This is a genomic window from Acinetobacter sp. ACNIH3, assembly GCF_002918965.1.
Classification (GTDB): Bacteria; Pseudomonadota; Gammaproteobacteria; order Pseudomonadales; family Moraxellaceae; genus Acinetobacter; species Acinetobacter schindleri.
The window spans coordinates 19991-35737 of sequence record NZ_PQLP01000030.1; the positions used below are offsets into that span (position 1 = coordinate 19991).

General features: G+C 43.5%; 14 protein-coding genes and 1 pseudogene. 13 read left to right on the plus strand and 2 right to left on the minus strand.

Annotation, left to right across the window (positions count from 1 at the left end; genetic code table 11):
* Nucleotides 1–52 precede the first annotated feature (52 nt).
* From C3420_RS11710 to C3420_RS11750, 8 genes are all read left to right on the plus strand, one after another.
* Entirely contained in the window at nucleotides 53–430 is a 378-nt protein-coding gene (locus tag C3420_RS11710; protein ID WP_228152969.1) for a hypothetical protein, read from the plus strand.
* A 799-nt stretch (nucleotides 431–1229) separates the two neighbouring features.
* Nucleotides 1230–1490: a hypothetical protein gene (locus tag C3420_RS11720; RefSeq protein ID WP_002126044.1), complete on the plus strand. Its 261-nt coding sequence runs from the start codon at nucleotides 1230–1232 to the stop codon at nucleotides 1488–1490.
* Between the two features lie 17 nt (nucleotides 1491–1507).
* The gene (locus tag C3420_RS11725; protein WP_004960804.1) at nucleotides 1508–2089 is read left to right on the plus strand and encodes a hypothetical protein; all 582 of its coding nucleotides are present in this window, start codon (nucleotides 1508–1510) and stop codon (nucleotides 2087–2089) included.
* 11 nt (nucleotides 2090–2100) lie between these two features.
* The gene (locus C3420_RS11730) at nucleotides 2101–2481 is read left to right on the plus strand and encodes a hypothetical protein (RefSeq protein ID WP_004960803.1); all 381 of its coding nucleotides are present in this window, start codon (nucleotides 2101–2103) and stop codon (nucleotides 2479–2481) included.
* Between the two features lie 140 nt (nucleotides 2482–2621).
* Nucleotides 2622–2921 carry a hypothetical protein gene (locus C3420_RS11735; RefSeq protein ID WP_004960801.1) on the plus strand — a complete coding sequence of 100 codons (300 nt, stop codon included), beginning with the start codon at nucleotides 2622–2624 and terminating at the stop codon, nucleotides 2919–2921.
* Nucleotides 2922–3032: 111 nt separating this feature from the next.
* Nucleotides 3033–4070, plus strand: coding sequence for a DUF932 domain-containing protein (locus C3420_RS11740; protein ID WP_004960797.1), 1038 nt, complete (start codon nucleotides 3033–3035; stop codon nucleotides 4068–4070).
* Between the two features lie 85 nt (nucleotides 4071–4155).
* Entirely contained in the window at nucleotides 4156–5229 is a 1074-nt protein-coding gene (locus C3420_RS11745) for a YqaJ viral recombinase family protein (RefSeq protein WP_103800588.1), read from the plus strand.
* Nucleotides 5230–5370: 141 nt separating this feature from the next.
* Nucleotides 5371–6306 (plus strand): hypothetical protein, encoded by a 936-nt coding sequence (locus C3420_RS11750; RefSeq protein ID WP_004692362.1) that lies wholly within the window; start codon nucleotides 5371–5373, stop codon nucleotides 6304–6306.
* A 47-nt stretch (nucleotides 6307–6353) separates the two neighbouring features.
* On the opposite strand, the pseudogene C3420_RS11755 reads toward C3420_RS11750, so the two are convergent.
* Nucleotides 6354–7075: pseudogene (locus tag C3420_RS11755) on the minus strand (undecaprenyl-diphosphate phosphatase).
* A gap of 313 nt (nucleotides 7076–7388) precedes the next feature.
* Here C3420_RS11755 and kdpA point away from each other — a divergent pair.
* From kdpA to C3420_RS11780, 5 genes are all read left to right on the plus strand, one after another.
* The gene (gene kdpA / locus C3420_RS11760; protein WP_010115596.1) at nucleotides 7389–9113 is read left to right on the plus strand and encodes a potassium-transporting ATPase subunit KdpA; all 1725 of its coding nucleotides are present in this window, start codon (nucleotides 7389–7391) and stop codon (nucleotides 9111–9113) included.
* An 11-nt stretch (nucleotides 9114–9124) separates the two neighbouring features.
* Entirely contained in the window at nucleotides 9125–11167 is a 2043-nt protein-coding gene (kdpB, locus tag C3420_RS11765; RefSeq protein WP_010115594.1) for a potassium-transporting ATPase subunit KdpB, read from the plus strand.
* 19 nt (nucleotides 11168–11186) lie between these two features.
* Complete coding sequence (gene kdpC / locus C3420_RS11770; protein ID WP_103800587.1) at nucleotides 11187–11789, plus strand: potassium-transporting ATPase subunit KdpC; 603 nt, start codon at nucleotides 11187–11189, stop codon at nucleotides 11787–11789.
* A 205-nt stretch (nucleotides 11790–11994) separates the two neighbouring features.
* Nucleotides 11995–14646 (plus strand): sensor histidine kinase, encoded by a 2652-nt coding sequence (locus C3420_RS11775; protein ID WP_103800586.1) that lies wholly within the window; start codon nucleotides 11995–11997, stop codon nucleotides 14644–14646.
* Between the two features lie 27 nt (nucleotides 14647–14673).
* A complete protein-coding gene (locus tag C3420_RS11780; protein ID WP_004281627.1) occupies nucleotides 14674–15387 on the plus strand; it encodes a response regulator in 714 nt (237 codons plus the stop codon).
* A 50-nt stretch (nucleotides 15388–15437) separates the two neighbouring features.
* On the opposite strand, the gene C3420_RS11785 is transcribed toward C3420_RS11780, so the two are convergent.
* Nucleotides 15438–15747, minus strand: a 310-nt coding sequence (locus C3420_RS11785; protein ID WP_146048160.1) for a transposase family protein, incomplete at its 5' end; no start/stop codon positions are given.

Genomic DNA, 15747 nt, shown 5'->3' on the forward strand with positions numbered 1-15747 from the left:
AACAAGAATTAATGAAATTTATTAAAAATCAGTGTCTTGGATTGTGTTTATTGTGCGCGCTGAGTGCTACGAAAAGCGGATTGAAAAGTTGAGAGAATCCTACCGTAATACAAGCCAGATCTATCCTGATGCAGCGGATTTAAAACTGGAACTAAGTCTAAATGAGGGTGGAAATGAAATTATCGATTTGCGACAGTTAGAGCGATTTTTATCAAATTTCCAAAATAGTTTAGCCACAGTATTTTGGTATCGAACGCAGGTGGTCTATCGTTTTTATCGGATTGTGCGTGATGATGTTCAGCAGCGGTATGTGATCCACTTTTATCTGAGCTTTAACCGATCACTCTATGCTGATCCTTTGGGATATTGCAATGATAGCAGAGAGCACTGGATATCTGGGCACATGCGTTTATCCAGAAATGCATCATGAGCTTTCCGATGCTGATGCACAAAAAGCGCTGAGGGTTGAGCGGACTATGCAAGAAGAAGGGGGCTGTCCTTTGGGTGCATTAAATAGCATGCCGGAGAATCAAACGGGTCAGTTTGGGCTTCCGAATAGAATTTGCATTTACCCTAAAGGATTTAAATGGTTTGATGGAGCACCTGTACGGCGCTGAAAATTTATATCAGAGTCCTGCACTTGCTTGACGCTCTACAGCGTGCAGATTATCCTTAGCCTGCTGACCTACATCGTCAGTCGGTTTTGACAGACCGTTATCATCTAGCACATCAAAAAAGTAATTTTTTGGTGGCGAACTCGTTCGTCCCCCTTCGTTGCGGTAGGGCGAGGGAGGGACGCCTTGTGCGTGCCGGTTCCTAGATGACTGGTCTGTCAACCCTTTCTCGTTCTACCACCATTATTTGACAGTGATTTTGGTAGAACTTCTAAATCATCTAGGAGTACGCCATGCGCTTACATCAAGACCGTCTTTTATATTTCTCTTTTTTATGTGTGCCCGATCTACACCACAGGGGTAATGTGACCTGATGCTGTGTATTTCATGCATTGCTGTGTCGATCACTTTATAAGAATAAAACTTTTTCAAGTACATATTACCGATATGAAGATGAATCTCTCATGCTGTTTTGAGGGGCATAGATTTGTGTGCTTTATCGTCTATAACACTTCAAAAAAACATAGATATTCATTCCAACATTTATGACATGGGGAACACTGTGTCTGATTAAGACCAAGACCAGTGATGCCTATAAAAAAAGAGAAAATGATGATGTTTAAAACTTTCCTAAAAACTGCCCTGATTTCATCCCTACTTGCAGGCGCATCATTGGCGCAGGCAGGCTGGTTTGCACAAGCCAGTGAATCCTACCTTGTTCAAGCACGTCATACAGGCGGTGGGGTTTATCAATGTCTTTATAAAACCAATCCTGGCAACCGTGGTTGGCGTAATTTCACGGTGAACTTTCAAGGTGGTTGTCCACGTTTTGTTCACTTTAATGCGCAGAATGGTCAAGTCACTGTGCCCAACTAAATGAGGGGAACATTCAAATGACCCAAAAAACCATATTGGGCTTGGCGGCAATCTTAGCCCTGACCTTGATCAGCATCGCAGGCTTCTACTTCTTTAGCCCTAAACACGCAACTGAAAAAACGGTTCCAGCCAACACTTCTGAGGTCAGCTCTGCACAACCTTTAGAATCTGCCAATTCAGAAGCAGTATCCACTGAGATTGCAGCAGCAGAAGTGGATGGGATCGATGTCAAAGAATTGACCATGGGAAGCAAGCGTTTGAGTCCATCAGATCATGAACCTGAATTGCTGAGTTTTGAGTTTGATCAAAACCTTAAGGCAGTGGATACCTTACTGTCGATGCTGCCTTATGATGAACTGCCTGAATTTGAGCAGGACAATATAGACAAGTATCAGCGCTATATCTTTGCCAAAGCCGCAAAAGATACAGGCAAATCAGTGCAAGACTTTAGCTTGCAAGAACATGGCGCACTGGAGTCGGAGCAAGCGGGTAATCGCTACTACGTCTATAAATTTGATAACGGCACAGACTGTGAAATCCATCTGGCCAGCATTGATTTAAATACAGGTGATTATGGCGTGAGCTATAACTACTGCTAAGGATGAACTTGATGAAACAACTTTTAAAACCCTTACTCCTCGCAGTGACTACAACGACAGGCATCATGTTGAGTGGCTGTAATGCTGGCCTTGATCCAAACACGTTTACAGTCGAACTCGATGTAATTGATACCAGTAACTGGTATGCCCAAAATCAATCCGCTACGGTATTGACCATCCGTTCCAATATTGCAGAGCCTATCGATGTCAGCCATGTTTCTGTCAATCATGGACAATGTCGTTATGAAGGCTATCGTCGATCATTGGAATATCCGCAGCATTTTAAGATGGGGCAACGTTTAAGACTGAAATTAACAGACTGTAGCTACAGTAATGTGGTGCAGGTTGATGTCGAAACAGATAAAGGCACTGCAAGCTATAGCTTTCAATAACCGTCTTGCATTCTAAATGTTAAAACACAGCATTTAAATTTAGATGAAACACCAAATCAAACCGTGTCCTCAATGGGCACGGTTTTTTTATGCCCTCAATTCAGCTTTTCGTACCCAATTCATTTAACAAGGAATATTCAATGTCCTTAATTCAATGCCCCTATTGTCAGTCCACCCATGTCAGACAGACTGATTCAAGTCATGCAAACGCCAACTATTTCGAACAACTGCAACGCTGTATTTCACCGACACAGATGGCGCTGTTCGGCATGCAGCTTGCCAAAAAGGCAGGATTCCCGCCTTTTACAGGCGCAGCCATCGGTGTTGTGGTGGGTGGTGTATTGGTTATTGTCAGTCAGTACTGCTATGAAAAATATTACAGCAATGCCGAGCAGTATCTCTGTTTGGATTGCCAACAAGCGTTTGCATGGGTGCCGTAATCGCATCTCTGACTTTACACGGTTACATCTTTGAATAGATGGATTGTTTAAACCCTTACAGCGCATTTCTGCATTTTTACATCTTTCACTTTTATTTAAGGAATAATCAAAATGGCACATCAAATTGAACAAATGGCGTATGTCGGACAAACCCCGTGGCATGGTCTGGGCAATCAACTTAGCCAAAACCAACCGATTGAAGTCTGGGCCAAGCAAGCAGGTATGGACTGGCGCATTGAATCATCTAATGTCAGCTACATGGCTCAAAACGCGCGTGGACAAAGCATCATCATGCCGTATGAAGAACAACGGGTACTGTACCGTTCAGATACCCATGCTCCTTTATCGGTGGTGAGTCAGCGTTATCAAGAAGTCCAACCGATGGAAATTCTGGAGTTCTACCGTGACCTGACCGAACAATCGGGGTTTGAGTTGGAAACTGCGGGTGTCTTAAAAGGTGGGAAAAAGTTCTGGGCTTTGGCACGTACAGGCCAAACAGCAGAATTGAAAGGTGGGGATGTCAGCAATGGCTATATTCTGCTAGCAACCGCATGTGACGGTACGTTGGCGACCACAGCCCAATTCACCAATATCCGTGTGGTGTGTAACAACACCTTAGCGATTGCCTTACGAGGGCAGAGTTCCAATGCAGGCGTGGTCAAAGTACCGCACAGTACCAAATTCGATGCCGACAAAGTCAAAGATCAACTCGGTATTTCAGTCAAGACATGGTACGACCACATGTATGAAATGAAACAACTCACTCAACGTAAAGTCACCCAGAAAGAAGCCGCGGCTTATTTTGATGCGGTATTTAACAACAATAGCCTAAGTGCGATGGAACAGGAGGATAACATTATTCAGTACTACCGTAATGTCGCGTCTCAAGCCAATCCACAACCCAATAAAACTGAACCGAATGGACGTGCCATGACCAAAGTCATGAATATGTTTAATGGGCAGGGACGTGGAGCAGACTTATCTTCAGCCAAAGACACCGCCTATGGACTACTTTGTGCGATCACCGAGTTTGTCGACCATGAACGTCGTGCGATGAGTACTGATCACCGCCTTGACTCTGCTTGGTTTGGTGCAGGGGCAGCATTAAAGCAACGTGGATTAGAGCAAGCATTATATCTTGCAGCCTAAATTTTATCTTGTATCCCTCTTTGCCACATCTTCGGATGTGGCTTTTTTTATGCCGTTTTAAAATCAATGATAGAAGGATAAACCCATGAATCAGATTATAAACCCAACAGTAACGTCTCAATCTCAGTATTTACCAACTATAGCCAATGACAAGCCTAAACAAAGTCAATCAGGTTCAAAACGCAGCTTAAATGCCAAACGTCTGATCAACACCAAACAACTGGACTATCAGGCATGGCTGGAAGTGCGTAAACAGGGAATAGGCAGCAGTGATGCCGCAGCTGCCTGTGGCTTGAATCCCTATATGTCGATGCTGGAACTGTGGATGATCAAAACAGGACGGGTACAGCAAAATATTGAAGATGAAAGCTCAGGATATGCACCTTTATATTGGGGTAAGCAATTGGAACCCTTGGTCGCAGAATACTACAGTCTGCATACCAACAACAAAGTCCGTCGGGTCAATGCGGTGTTACAGCACCCTGATCCTGATAAAGCCTTTATGTTGGCAAACTTGGATTATGCCGTGGTGGGCAATGAAGACGTGCAAATCCTAGAATGCAAAACCGCAGGTGAATATGGAGCCAAGTTGTGGAAGTTGGGTGTACCTCTGTATGTACTGTGTCAGGTACAACATCAACTGGCGGTGACAGGTAAACAAGCGGCACATATTTGTGTGTTGCTGTGTGGGCAGGAAACCAAAATCTACAAAGTCAGTCGTAATGAAGCCCTGATTGAACAAATCATTCAGGCAGAACGATTATTTTGGGAATGTGTTGAAAATGACGTTCCACCAGCAGTGGATGCCAGTGAATCGGCAGCCAAAGCTTTACAGCAGCTCTATCCTGAACATACCCCACTGAGCTGTGTTGATCTAACGGAGGTGAAACTTGCTAATGAACTGTTTGATCAACTGATTGAAGAAAAGAAGCAGATTGAACAACACCAAAGTCAGTTTGATCTACTCAAACACCGTGTTCAGGCACTGATGCAGGAGCATGAGCGTGCTGTATTTCAGCAAGGTTCAGTGACATGGAAGAAGAGCAAGGACAGTATCAGCCTAGATACCAAGTCCTTACTTCAGCACCAACCTGAACTCATCCAACAATACCCATTGCAGAAAGCAGGCAGCCGTCGTTTCAACATTTATCACGATTAGCTCAAAGCTTAGAGTTAATCACTCAGCAAGAAAAAACCTGAAATCCCGTGCAGTCCTGCATGGGATTTTTATACCGATTTCATTTTTAGCAAACAGTGCAACACATCTAAACATCAACATCTATACGAGAGGAATTTCAACATGATTAAAGGTCTAGCAATCACACCACCCATCTTGGGCCGCATCAGTATTGGTCGTGTAGTCGAAAAGAATGGCAAGCGTCTGCCTGAGAAAGACGATCAGTTCACCATTACCAGTCAAATACAAGGCAAGGATGGTTGGGTCAAACACCCCTTGGATGAGCAATTGCGTAGTCAAGCACCGAATCAAAAGCTGCGTAGCATTCCTGTGCGTATGATCTTCAATGATCCTGAATTGAACTTACGTGCCGAGTACAGCTTGTTTGACCGACAGACAGGTCGCCCGATTTGTGTGGGGAATGGTCAGACCTGTCAACGTATGACATCACAAGGTGTAGAGCAACATCCTTGCCCATCCCCCGACTTATGCCCACTTGGACAAGGCGGGCACTGTAAGCCTTATGGACGCCTGCATGTCAATTTAGATGAGTCGGATGAATTTGGTACATTCATTTTTAGAACAACAGGCTTTAACAGCATACGTACGTTGGCTGCACGATTGAGCTACTACCATGCAGCATCAAATGGGTTGCTTTCATGCTTGCCACTGCAGCTGACCTTGCGAGGAAAGAGTACAACGCAAAGTTATCGTCAACCTGTGTACTACGTGGATTTAACGCTCAGGGATGGCATTCATTTACAAGAGGCGATTCAAACAGCGAAGGAAATTGACCAGAAAAGTAAGTTGTGTGGTTTTAATCAGGCTGCTTTAGATCAAATGGCACGGCAGGGTTATGGTAATGCACGATTTGAGGTGAATGCTGAGGAGGGACTAGATTTGGTTGAAGAGTTTTATAATGATAAGGGTTTTGAGTCTGAATCGGTACAAACTGAAATCAAAAATAAATCTAAATCAGAGCTTAAGTCCCATCAGGGAGAGGGTGTTGTACAAGAGATTCAGAAAAGCTTGAAGCAGAATGTAAGGATTGTAAATTAAAAAATTTAAAGAGAACAGCGAGTTCTCTTTAATTTATTTTTTTTGAATTAAAAAACAAATAAGATGATTGAATCTAATACCAAGCGATACCAAGCAAAAACTTTTAAAGTATGTTTTTCTACAAATTTAACCATGGCTTTTACCACAAGCAAAGCTGCGATGAATGCGGTTACAAAGCCTACGGAAATATTCAATAAATTTTCTGAAGTTAAAACATCAACGTTGCGAAATATGTCTAAGTAACGGCACCAATAATGGTTGCACCAGACCGTGAAGTCCCCGGAATCATCGCAAGACATTGAACCAAACCAATAACAATGGCCTGTTTGAATCCAATATTGGTTGCCTCAATGGTTTGGACTTTAAAATTTTTAGCTTCTACAGCAAAAATTAACAGTGCACCAATAATCAGTGCAGATGCAACAACCGAAGGACTGAATAAAACTTGTTTAATAAAATCAACAGCTATAACTCCGATCACTACTGCAGGAATAAATGCAATGAAGACATTTATCGCAAAACGTCTCGCATGGTAATCACCTGATATAAAACCATGTAGTAGATTAATAATTTTTTTACGGTAGAGCCAACAAACGGCTAAGATTGCGCCCAGTTGAATGACAACTTCAAAGACACGGCCTGAGTCTGAATGAAAATCAATTAAATGGCCAAATAAAATTAAATGACCAGTACTGGAAATGGGTAAAAACTCCGTTAAACCTTCTATAAAACCTAAAAATAAGGCTTTAAGTACTGAAATTATATCCATAAATAAAGTGAGTCACAGAATAATAATAGCCATCACTTTTAAGATATTTTTCTGCATTTATAAATTCACTGAGCCAAATTTTTACGCTTTCTTTACGCGGCATCCAAAGTTATGGATAGAGACTTTACGGTTTTATTTTTCATACTAGATAGTGGAATATCCCAATGCTTAGGATGAAAAACATGAGTGCGGTCATTCACGCGCATCAGCAGGTACAGCATCAAAAAAATTGCGTTGTACAAAACAATCAAAATATATCTTATTTCAACTTCTTTAAGCAGATTTCAGCTCTGAAACATAGGAGTGAAATGCCATGTTAGAGTTTGCTTTGCTTTTAGGCATCGTCTTTGTTCTGGCTTATCCCTTGGGTAAATACCTCGCAGCAATTATGCACAACCGCGATATGAAAATTGATCCTCTATTCAATTGGATTGAAAAGCCCATTTACGCGGTTTTAGGAATCAATCCCAAACGGGGGATGAATGTCAAAACCTATTCATTCAATTTTGTCATGAGCTGTGCAGTGATCGGTTTGGTGACTTGGACTCTATTTATGGTTCAAGCTAGCCTGCCGTTGAACCCAAACCATGCACCGAATATGTCATGGGATTTGGCGCTGCATACCATGATTTCGTTTCTGACCAACACCAACCAGCAGCACTATTCAGGACAGGCGCAACTGTCATATTTATCGCAAATGGTCGGCATTGTCGGCTTGCAGATCATCACGCCGATGATGGGCCTGGCGATGGTGGTGGCTACAGTTCGAGCACTGTTCTACAAACAATCCAATGCACTTTCTGAAACCGATCAACAGACCAGCTTTAAGCATAAAGTGCAGCAAATTAATGTCGGCAACTATTGGGCCGATGTGATTCGTCCGACGTTCCGCTTTCTGATTCCTTTATGCATGGTTTGGTCATTATTGCTCACTGGCCAAGGCGTACCATCGACTTTTCAAGGCGGCCCAGAAGTTCAAGTCATCGACCAAAGCAGCGAATTAACAACGCAAAAAATACCTTTAGGCCCTGTTGCGCCCATGGTAGCAATTAAGCAATTGGGCAGTAATGGTGGTGGCTGGTATGGTCCGAACAGCAGTGTACCTTTGGAAAATCCGACACCATTGTCAAACTTTCTGGAAATGCTTGCGATTTTACTGATCCCTGTTTCGGTGATTTTTATGCTGGGCTTTTTCACCAAACGCGCCAAATTCGCAGGCTTGGTCTTTGCTTCAATGCTGCTGATGTCGATCATTTCTGCGACTAGCGCTATCTGGTCAGAAAGCCTTTCATCGACTTCGACATTGCTTTCCGCCATGGAAGGTAAAGAAGTGCGTTTTGGCGAGGCATCATCTGCTTTGTGGTCAGCGGTCACCACCCAAGTCAATAACGGCTCAGTGGATATGATGCATGATTCATCTGCACCGCTCACAGGTATGGTGCAATTGTCCAATATGCTGATCAATGCCATTTGGGGCGGAATAGGCTGCGGTTTGCAGCAATTCATAATTTATCTGTTTTTAGCGGTCTTTATTGCAGGCTTAATGACCGGCCGAACCCCAGAATTGTTTGGCCGCAAAATTGAAGCCGGTGAAATCAAGCTGCTCGCTGTTGTGATTTTGATCCAACCCATCGTCATTCTTGGTTTAACCGCAATAACTGTATTTTTCCCTGAATTGACGGGCAACAGTAATCCGCAATACCACGGCATTTCTCAAGTTCTGTACGAATATGTGTCTGCATTTGCCAACAATGGCTCAGGCTTTGAAGGGCTATCAGACAATACCGTGTGGTGGAATGTCACATGCGGTATTGCTTTATTGCTCGGCCGTTTCCCGACATTAATTATTCCTTTAATCATCGCTACACGTTTAGCTGCCAAACGCCAAGCACCTGAAAGCAGCGGCAGTTTAAAAGTCGAAACGCCAACATTCGCACTGACTTTAATTGCCATTGTGGTGATGTTGACCTTATTGCAATTTATGCCAGTCCTGGTCTTGGGGCCAATTGCTGATCATCTGTTATTGGTTCAAGGTTAAGGGTGAGTACAATGAATCATTCAAAACAAACTGTTCAAACACAGCAAAACACTATCGCTTCAACCTTATTTCAAGCTGAATCATGGAAAAATGCCTTTATTAAACTGCTACCGCAGCATGTGATTAAAAATCCGGTGATGGCCATCGTTTGGCTTGGGACGCTGATTACACTGGTTAGTACAATTTTGGGGCAAGCCAGTCTGGTTTTTGGCTTATTGGTGACATTGATTTTATTTGTGACTGTTCTCTTTGCCAATTATGCTGAAGCCCTTGCCGAAGCTAAAGGCCGCGGACAGGCGTCATCCCTGCGTCAAGCGCGTCAAAATTTGACGGCGCGCCGGATCCATTCTAAAGATGATATGGATGGGGTGCAGATTTCAGCGGCTGAATTGAAAATGCATGACTTGATTGAAGTGCGTGCAGGGGAATTCATTCCCGCAGATGGTGAGATCATTCAAGGCTTTGCTACGATCAATGAAGCTGCTGTAACAGGTGAATCTGCGCCGGTACTGCGTGAAGCGGGCACGGATAAATCAGGGGTGATTGGGGGAACCAAAGTCTTAACCGACCGGATTATCGTTCAAGTGACGGCAGAGGCGGGAAATAGTTTCCTTGATCGAATGATTGCTTTGGTCGAAGGCTCAAACCGTCAAAAAACACCGAATGAAATAGCTTTAGGTATTTTACTGACCGTGATGACTGTGACTTTTATCATCGTCGTGGTCAGCCTGCCGTTGATTGGACATTTCCTGCATATTGAAATCAGCCCGATTTTATTGGTGGCGCTATTGGTTTGCTTAATTCCAACCACCATCGGCGGTTTATTGCCAGCTATTGGAATTGCAGGGATGAACAGAGCGCTCAAAGCCAATGTGATTGCCAAATCAGGCAAGGCGGTTGAAGTTGCAGGCGATATAGATGTTTTACTACTCGATAAAACCGGAACTATTACTTACGGTGACCGTCAGGCGACTGCTTTTTATCCCTTAACAGGAGTGACGGAGTCTGAACTTCGCCAAGCGGCGGTACTGACTTCTTTGGCCGATCCAACGCCAGAAGGTAAATCGGTGGTTGCTTTGGCCAAAGAGCAAGGTGAAAGAGTGGCCGAGCCTGAACAGGCTGAATTTATCGCTTTTAATGCGTCCACACGCATTTCAGGCCTTAACTTGGCGGATGGTCATCAAGTGCGTAAAGGCGCTATGGATGCCATTCTTAAATTCGCTTCGCAAAACCTTGAAAATCATGCCGAATTGAAAGCGCGCGTAGAACAAATAGCTTCAAAAGGGGCAACGCCGCTGGTCGTGGCTAAAGACCAGAATTTGTTGGGTGTCATTGAACTATCAGACGTGATTAAGCAAGGCATTAAAGAAAAATTTGCGCGCTTACGTGAAATGGGCATTAAAACTGTGATGGTGACCGGAGATAATCCGCTCACAGCAGCGGCCATCGCAGCAGAGGCTGGTGTGGATGATTATATCGCTGAAGCGAAACCAGAAGATAAACTCACATGCATTCGAACCGAGCAAAACAAAGGACATTTGGTAGCGATGGTCGGTGACGGTACTAATGATGCACCGGCGTTGGCCCAAGCAGATATTGGCTTAGCCATGAACTCGGGAACGCAAGCAGCCAAAGAAGCAGGCAATATGGTGGACTTAGATTCTGATCCAACCAAATTGCTATCTGTGGTTGAAATAGGCAAACAGCAGCTGATTACTCGCGGTGCATTAACCACCTTTTCCTTGGCGAATGATGTATCAAAGTATTTTGCAATTTTGCCGGCATTATTCGTCGCGGCAATTCCGCAAATGCATGTGTTAAATGTCATGCAACTAGGCAGTTCTGAAAGTGCCATCCTGTCTGCGCTGATCTTTAATGCGATCATTATTCCTCTGCTGATTCCAATTGCACTGCGCGGTGTGAAATTCAAACCTTCGACATCTACCCAATTATTGCGCCGCAACATGCTGATTTATGGTGTGGGCGGGGTGCTGCTACCGTTTATTGCCATTAAAGCGATTGATCTGCTGATCAGTCCAATCTTGGCCCTATAAATTTTTTGAGGATGACAAAGTGAATATGCAAAATCATCAATTGGCAGACTCATCATGGGGTGAGAAACTGCGCGCTTCGTTTGGAATGACCATCATTGCTCTAGGCTTATGCGGCTTTGTATATAGTGCTGCTGCAACCAGCTTAGGACAAATGCTCTTTCCAAAACAAGCCAACGGCAGCTTGATTGTCGAAAATAATCAAGTGATCGGTTCACGCTTAGTGGCACAGCCTTTTGCCCAAGTTCAATATTTCCATCCGCGTCCATCTGCCGCAAATTATGATCCTATGGCGATGGCCGGAAGCAACATGGCGAGAACCAATCCTGAACTGCAGAAAGCCATAGAGGAACGGCTGAATCGAATCGCAGCGAAGGAACAGATTGAAAAATCTAAAATTCCTGCGGATCTGGTCACCGCTTCAGGCAGCGGCATCGACCCTGAAATTAGCGTGCAATCAGCCATGATTCAAGTGAAGCGGATTGCCCATGCACGGCATATGCCTGAACAGAATGTCGAAAAACTGATTCAGTCGCATACCGTTCAGCCGATTTTTGGGATTTTAGGGCAGGCACGTGTCAATGTGCTTGGATTGAATTTGGCTTTGGATCGGGGCGGGAAGTGATATGAATGGCTTGATGATTAAAATATAGTGATTGAAAGCTATTGAATAATCTGAATTAAGTTATATACGATTGTTGGGCGAGGGGATGTTCTATACCTCCGCCCAACGGTGGCATCCATATTGCCCAGCAATAGCCAAGCTGACTTTAGACGCATTTAAATGAATTTAAAAACATCTTTTAAAGCAATAAATAAAGATTACTTCTATGACTGATCCACGAACCAATAAAGCCGATGTTTTGCTGCAACATACACAGCGTTATCAGTCTGGGCGGCTGACGATTTTTTTAGGCGCAGCTCCGGGCGTGGGAAAGACCTTTGCCATGCTGGTTCGTGCGCATGAACTGGCGCTGCAGGGTATTAATATCGTCATTGGCTATGTAGAAACGCATGGCCGTAGAGAAACTGAAAATTTAATTTCTGGTTTAGATATAATTCCGCGCAAGGCTATTGAATATCAAGGGCAGCATCTGGAGGAAATGAATCTAGATGCCGTTTTGGATAAAAAGCCCAGTATTGTTTTGGTGGATGAATTTGCCCACACTAATATGCCCGGCAGCCGTCATGAAAAACGCTGGCAAGACATCAATGAATTATTAGATGCTGGTATTGATGTTTTTACCACCATGAACATTCAGCATTTGGAAAGTTTGAATGATGTGGTATATCAAATCACTGGGATTCGTGTCACTGAAACCGTGCCAGACCGGGTGTTCGAACGGATTAGAGATATCCGCTTAATTGATTTGCCTGTGAATGAGCTGTTGGAGCGCTTAAATCAAGGGAAGGTTTATGTGCCTGAGCAGGCGGAACAGGCCTTACAGCGATTTTTCAACAGCTCCAACTTAACGGCACTGCGTGAACTGGCAATGCAAACCGTTGCCAATTATGTTGATAATGATGTACGCGAAAATTTCGCCATTCAAGGGCTTGCTCAAATCCCCTTAAAAAATCATGTCTTAATTATGATTGATGGCAAAGGGCATTCTGAAGCTTTAGTTCGGACTGGATGCCGTATTGCCGAGCATCGTGCGGCAAACTGGACGGTTGTTGCTTTTTCTCATGATACGCAAATCATGAATAAACAGGAAAACTCGCAAAGCCGTGAAATAGAACGGGCTTTAAACTTAACGCGTCAAATGGGCGGAATGACAGAAGTCCTTTACGGCCAGCAACATGCTAAAACTTTATTTGATTATGTGATGGACCGCGGCATTTCAACCTTAGTTTTAGCGCAAGCGGCTCCGCAAAAGTTTTCGCTGAATTTAAGGCTCAATTTGATTGATCAATTACTGCAATACCGGCCCAGTTTTGAACTCAGTATTGTGCCGATTATTGCAGAGAATAAGCATCTGTCCTTTTTCACTCAAAGGGCATTCTTGTCGCTAAGAGAAATACAGTACGTACTAGCCACCACAGTCATCAGCATTGTGATTGCAAGCTTAGGGGAAAAGTATTTAGGGATTGAAGATCTTTCGGTGATTTTTATCACCGCTGTGGTTTTTGTGGCATCAAAAACACGGATGCTGGCTGCAGCTTTTTCAGCCATCCTATTCTTTCTAGCTTATAATTTTTTCTTTATTTCCCCGCAATTTACATTTCAGATTTCTGCACATCAGGGGATTGTCACCGTGATTGCATTTTTGGGCGCGGCTTTAATTTCGAGCCGATTAGCGTCACGTTTGAAAGAGCAGGTGACTGCACTCAAAACGGCGAACAGTTATAACAGCATTATGCAGGATTTAGGGCAGAAGCTGTCCACAGCATTAGATTTGGCACAAATCAAGGAGATTGCTGAACATAGCCTGAGTAAAAATCTCAATGCAGATGTCTGGCTGTATTTCCCAGATACTGCAGCAACTCAAGCATCATCCACTATCATCATGAGTAATAAAGAAAAAATTTCAGCCGATTGGACATTCAAAAACCATCAACCGTCCGGTCGCTTTACCCAAACCTTGACGGAAAATGAGTGGTGGTTTTTGCCCTTATTGGCTTCCAAGCAATGCTTAGGCGTGGTGGGGTTGAAACTTAAAGATGTGCAAGCAGTAATCAATACGGAGCAAAAACAGCTCGCTGAACTCATGGTAGAGTATCTTGCGCAGGCGATTTTCCGCACCCAGCTGACCAAGGCTTTGGAAATAGCCAATGTGAATTCTGAAACGGAAAAATTGCGCTCGGCATTATTATCATCCGTATCGCACGATTTACGCTCGCCTTTGGCGTCGATGATTGGAGCAGCGGATACTTTGAGCACTTACCGCCATTCCATGAATAAAAATGATCAGGACAGCTTGCTGGAAGCGATTCATTTAGAGGGGGAACGTTTAGACCGCTATATTCAAAACCTACTGGATATGACCCGTTTAGGCCATGAAGGCTTAAGCTTGAAGCGGGACTGGATTGGAGTTGATGAACTGATCGGTTCAGCAGTGCGCCGTTTAAACCGTTATATGCCAGATGCATTGGTTGAAGTGCATGCGCCTCAAGAATCTTTGAGTTTATTTGTACATGCCGCCTTGATTGAACAGGCCATTTTTAATGTGCTGGAAAATGCCGCAAAATTTTCACCAGAGAATAAAGCTGTGATGATTGAGGTGCAGCAGGTGAATGAAAATGAGATCGAAATTGCCATAACTGATAAGGGGCAGGGTATCCCGGAAGGTGAGCGGGAACGCATTTTTGACATGTTTTATACCATGCAGCGCGGTGACCGCGGGCAATATGGTACAGGCTTGGGCTTGACGATTGTGAAAGCGATTGTGGGTGCGCATATGGGGAAAATCATGGCATCATCAGGCAAGAACAATCAAGGAACATGTATCCGCATACAGCTTCCTATTCAGCAAATTACTTAAAGCATCTAGCAGCTTTTAGGTGGGAAAATGCCAGAACAGAATGAATCAGCCAGCTCCATGACCAATGTCTTGATTATTGATGATGAAAATCAGATTCGAAAATTCTTGGATATAGCACTCAGAGCGCAAGGCTATAAAACCCTTTTGGCTGAAAATGGCCAAAAGGGTTTGGAACTCCTAGCTTTGCAAGGCGCAGATTTAGTGATCCTCGATTTGGGTTTGCCAGATTTGGATGGTTATGAGGTTTTGTCTGAGCTTCGCACATGGTCGCACGTTCCAGTGATAGTGCTGTCTGTGCGGGCAAATGAAGAAGAAAAAGTGAAGCTTCTGGATGCTGGCGCAAATGATTATGTGACCAAGCCGTTTAGTGTTCAGGAGCTGATGGCGCGCATTCGTGTACTGCTTAGGCAGCATCAGCATAGTACTGTTGATACGGCAATTTTTGATGATGGCGTATTAAAAATCGATTTTTCCAAACGGCAGGTTTTTTTAAATCAACAATTGCTCTCCTTAACACGCAAAGAATATCAGCTGCTGAATTTATTGGCGAAAAATAAAGGCCAATTGATTACCCAGCCGCAAATACTGAAAGAGCTGTGGGGGCCAACGCACCAAGAAGATACGCATTATTTAAGGATTCTGGTTGCTAAATTAAGAGTGAAGTTAAATGATAATGCTGTGCAGCCTAAATATATTATTACTGAACCGGGAGTGGGTTTGCGATTTTTGAAGATTTATTAATATTAAATATGCCATTTATTTTACATGAGTAATTAGACCTCTTTCATAAATCATTTTTTGCTCAGTTCCAAGTTGTAGATTCCAGCGATTAAATTGAATCTCAAACCAAGCCTTTTACCTCTATTTCGATAACGCTCAGCAAGGATTTTGAAGGTTTTCAGGCTGCCAAATACATGCTCAATTCCGATTCTTCTTTTATTGATTTCTTGATTATAGATTTTCAATTCAGGATCCAATTTACAGTGTCTTTTGGCTTTTAATGGCAACAGGCTATTCGGATACAACACATAAATCCCCTGATAGCCTTTATCTGCAAGGATAAAAGCCCCAAAAGGAATCTGGTTTAAATTGCGTTTGAAC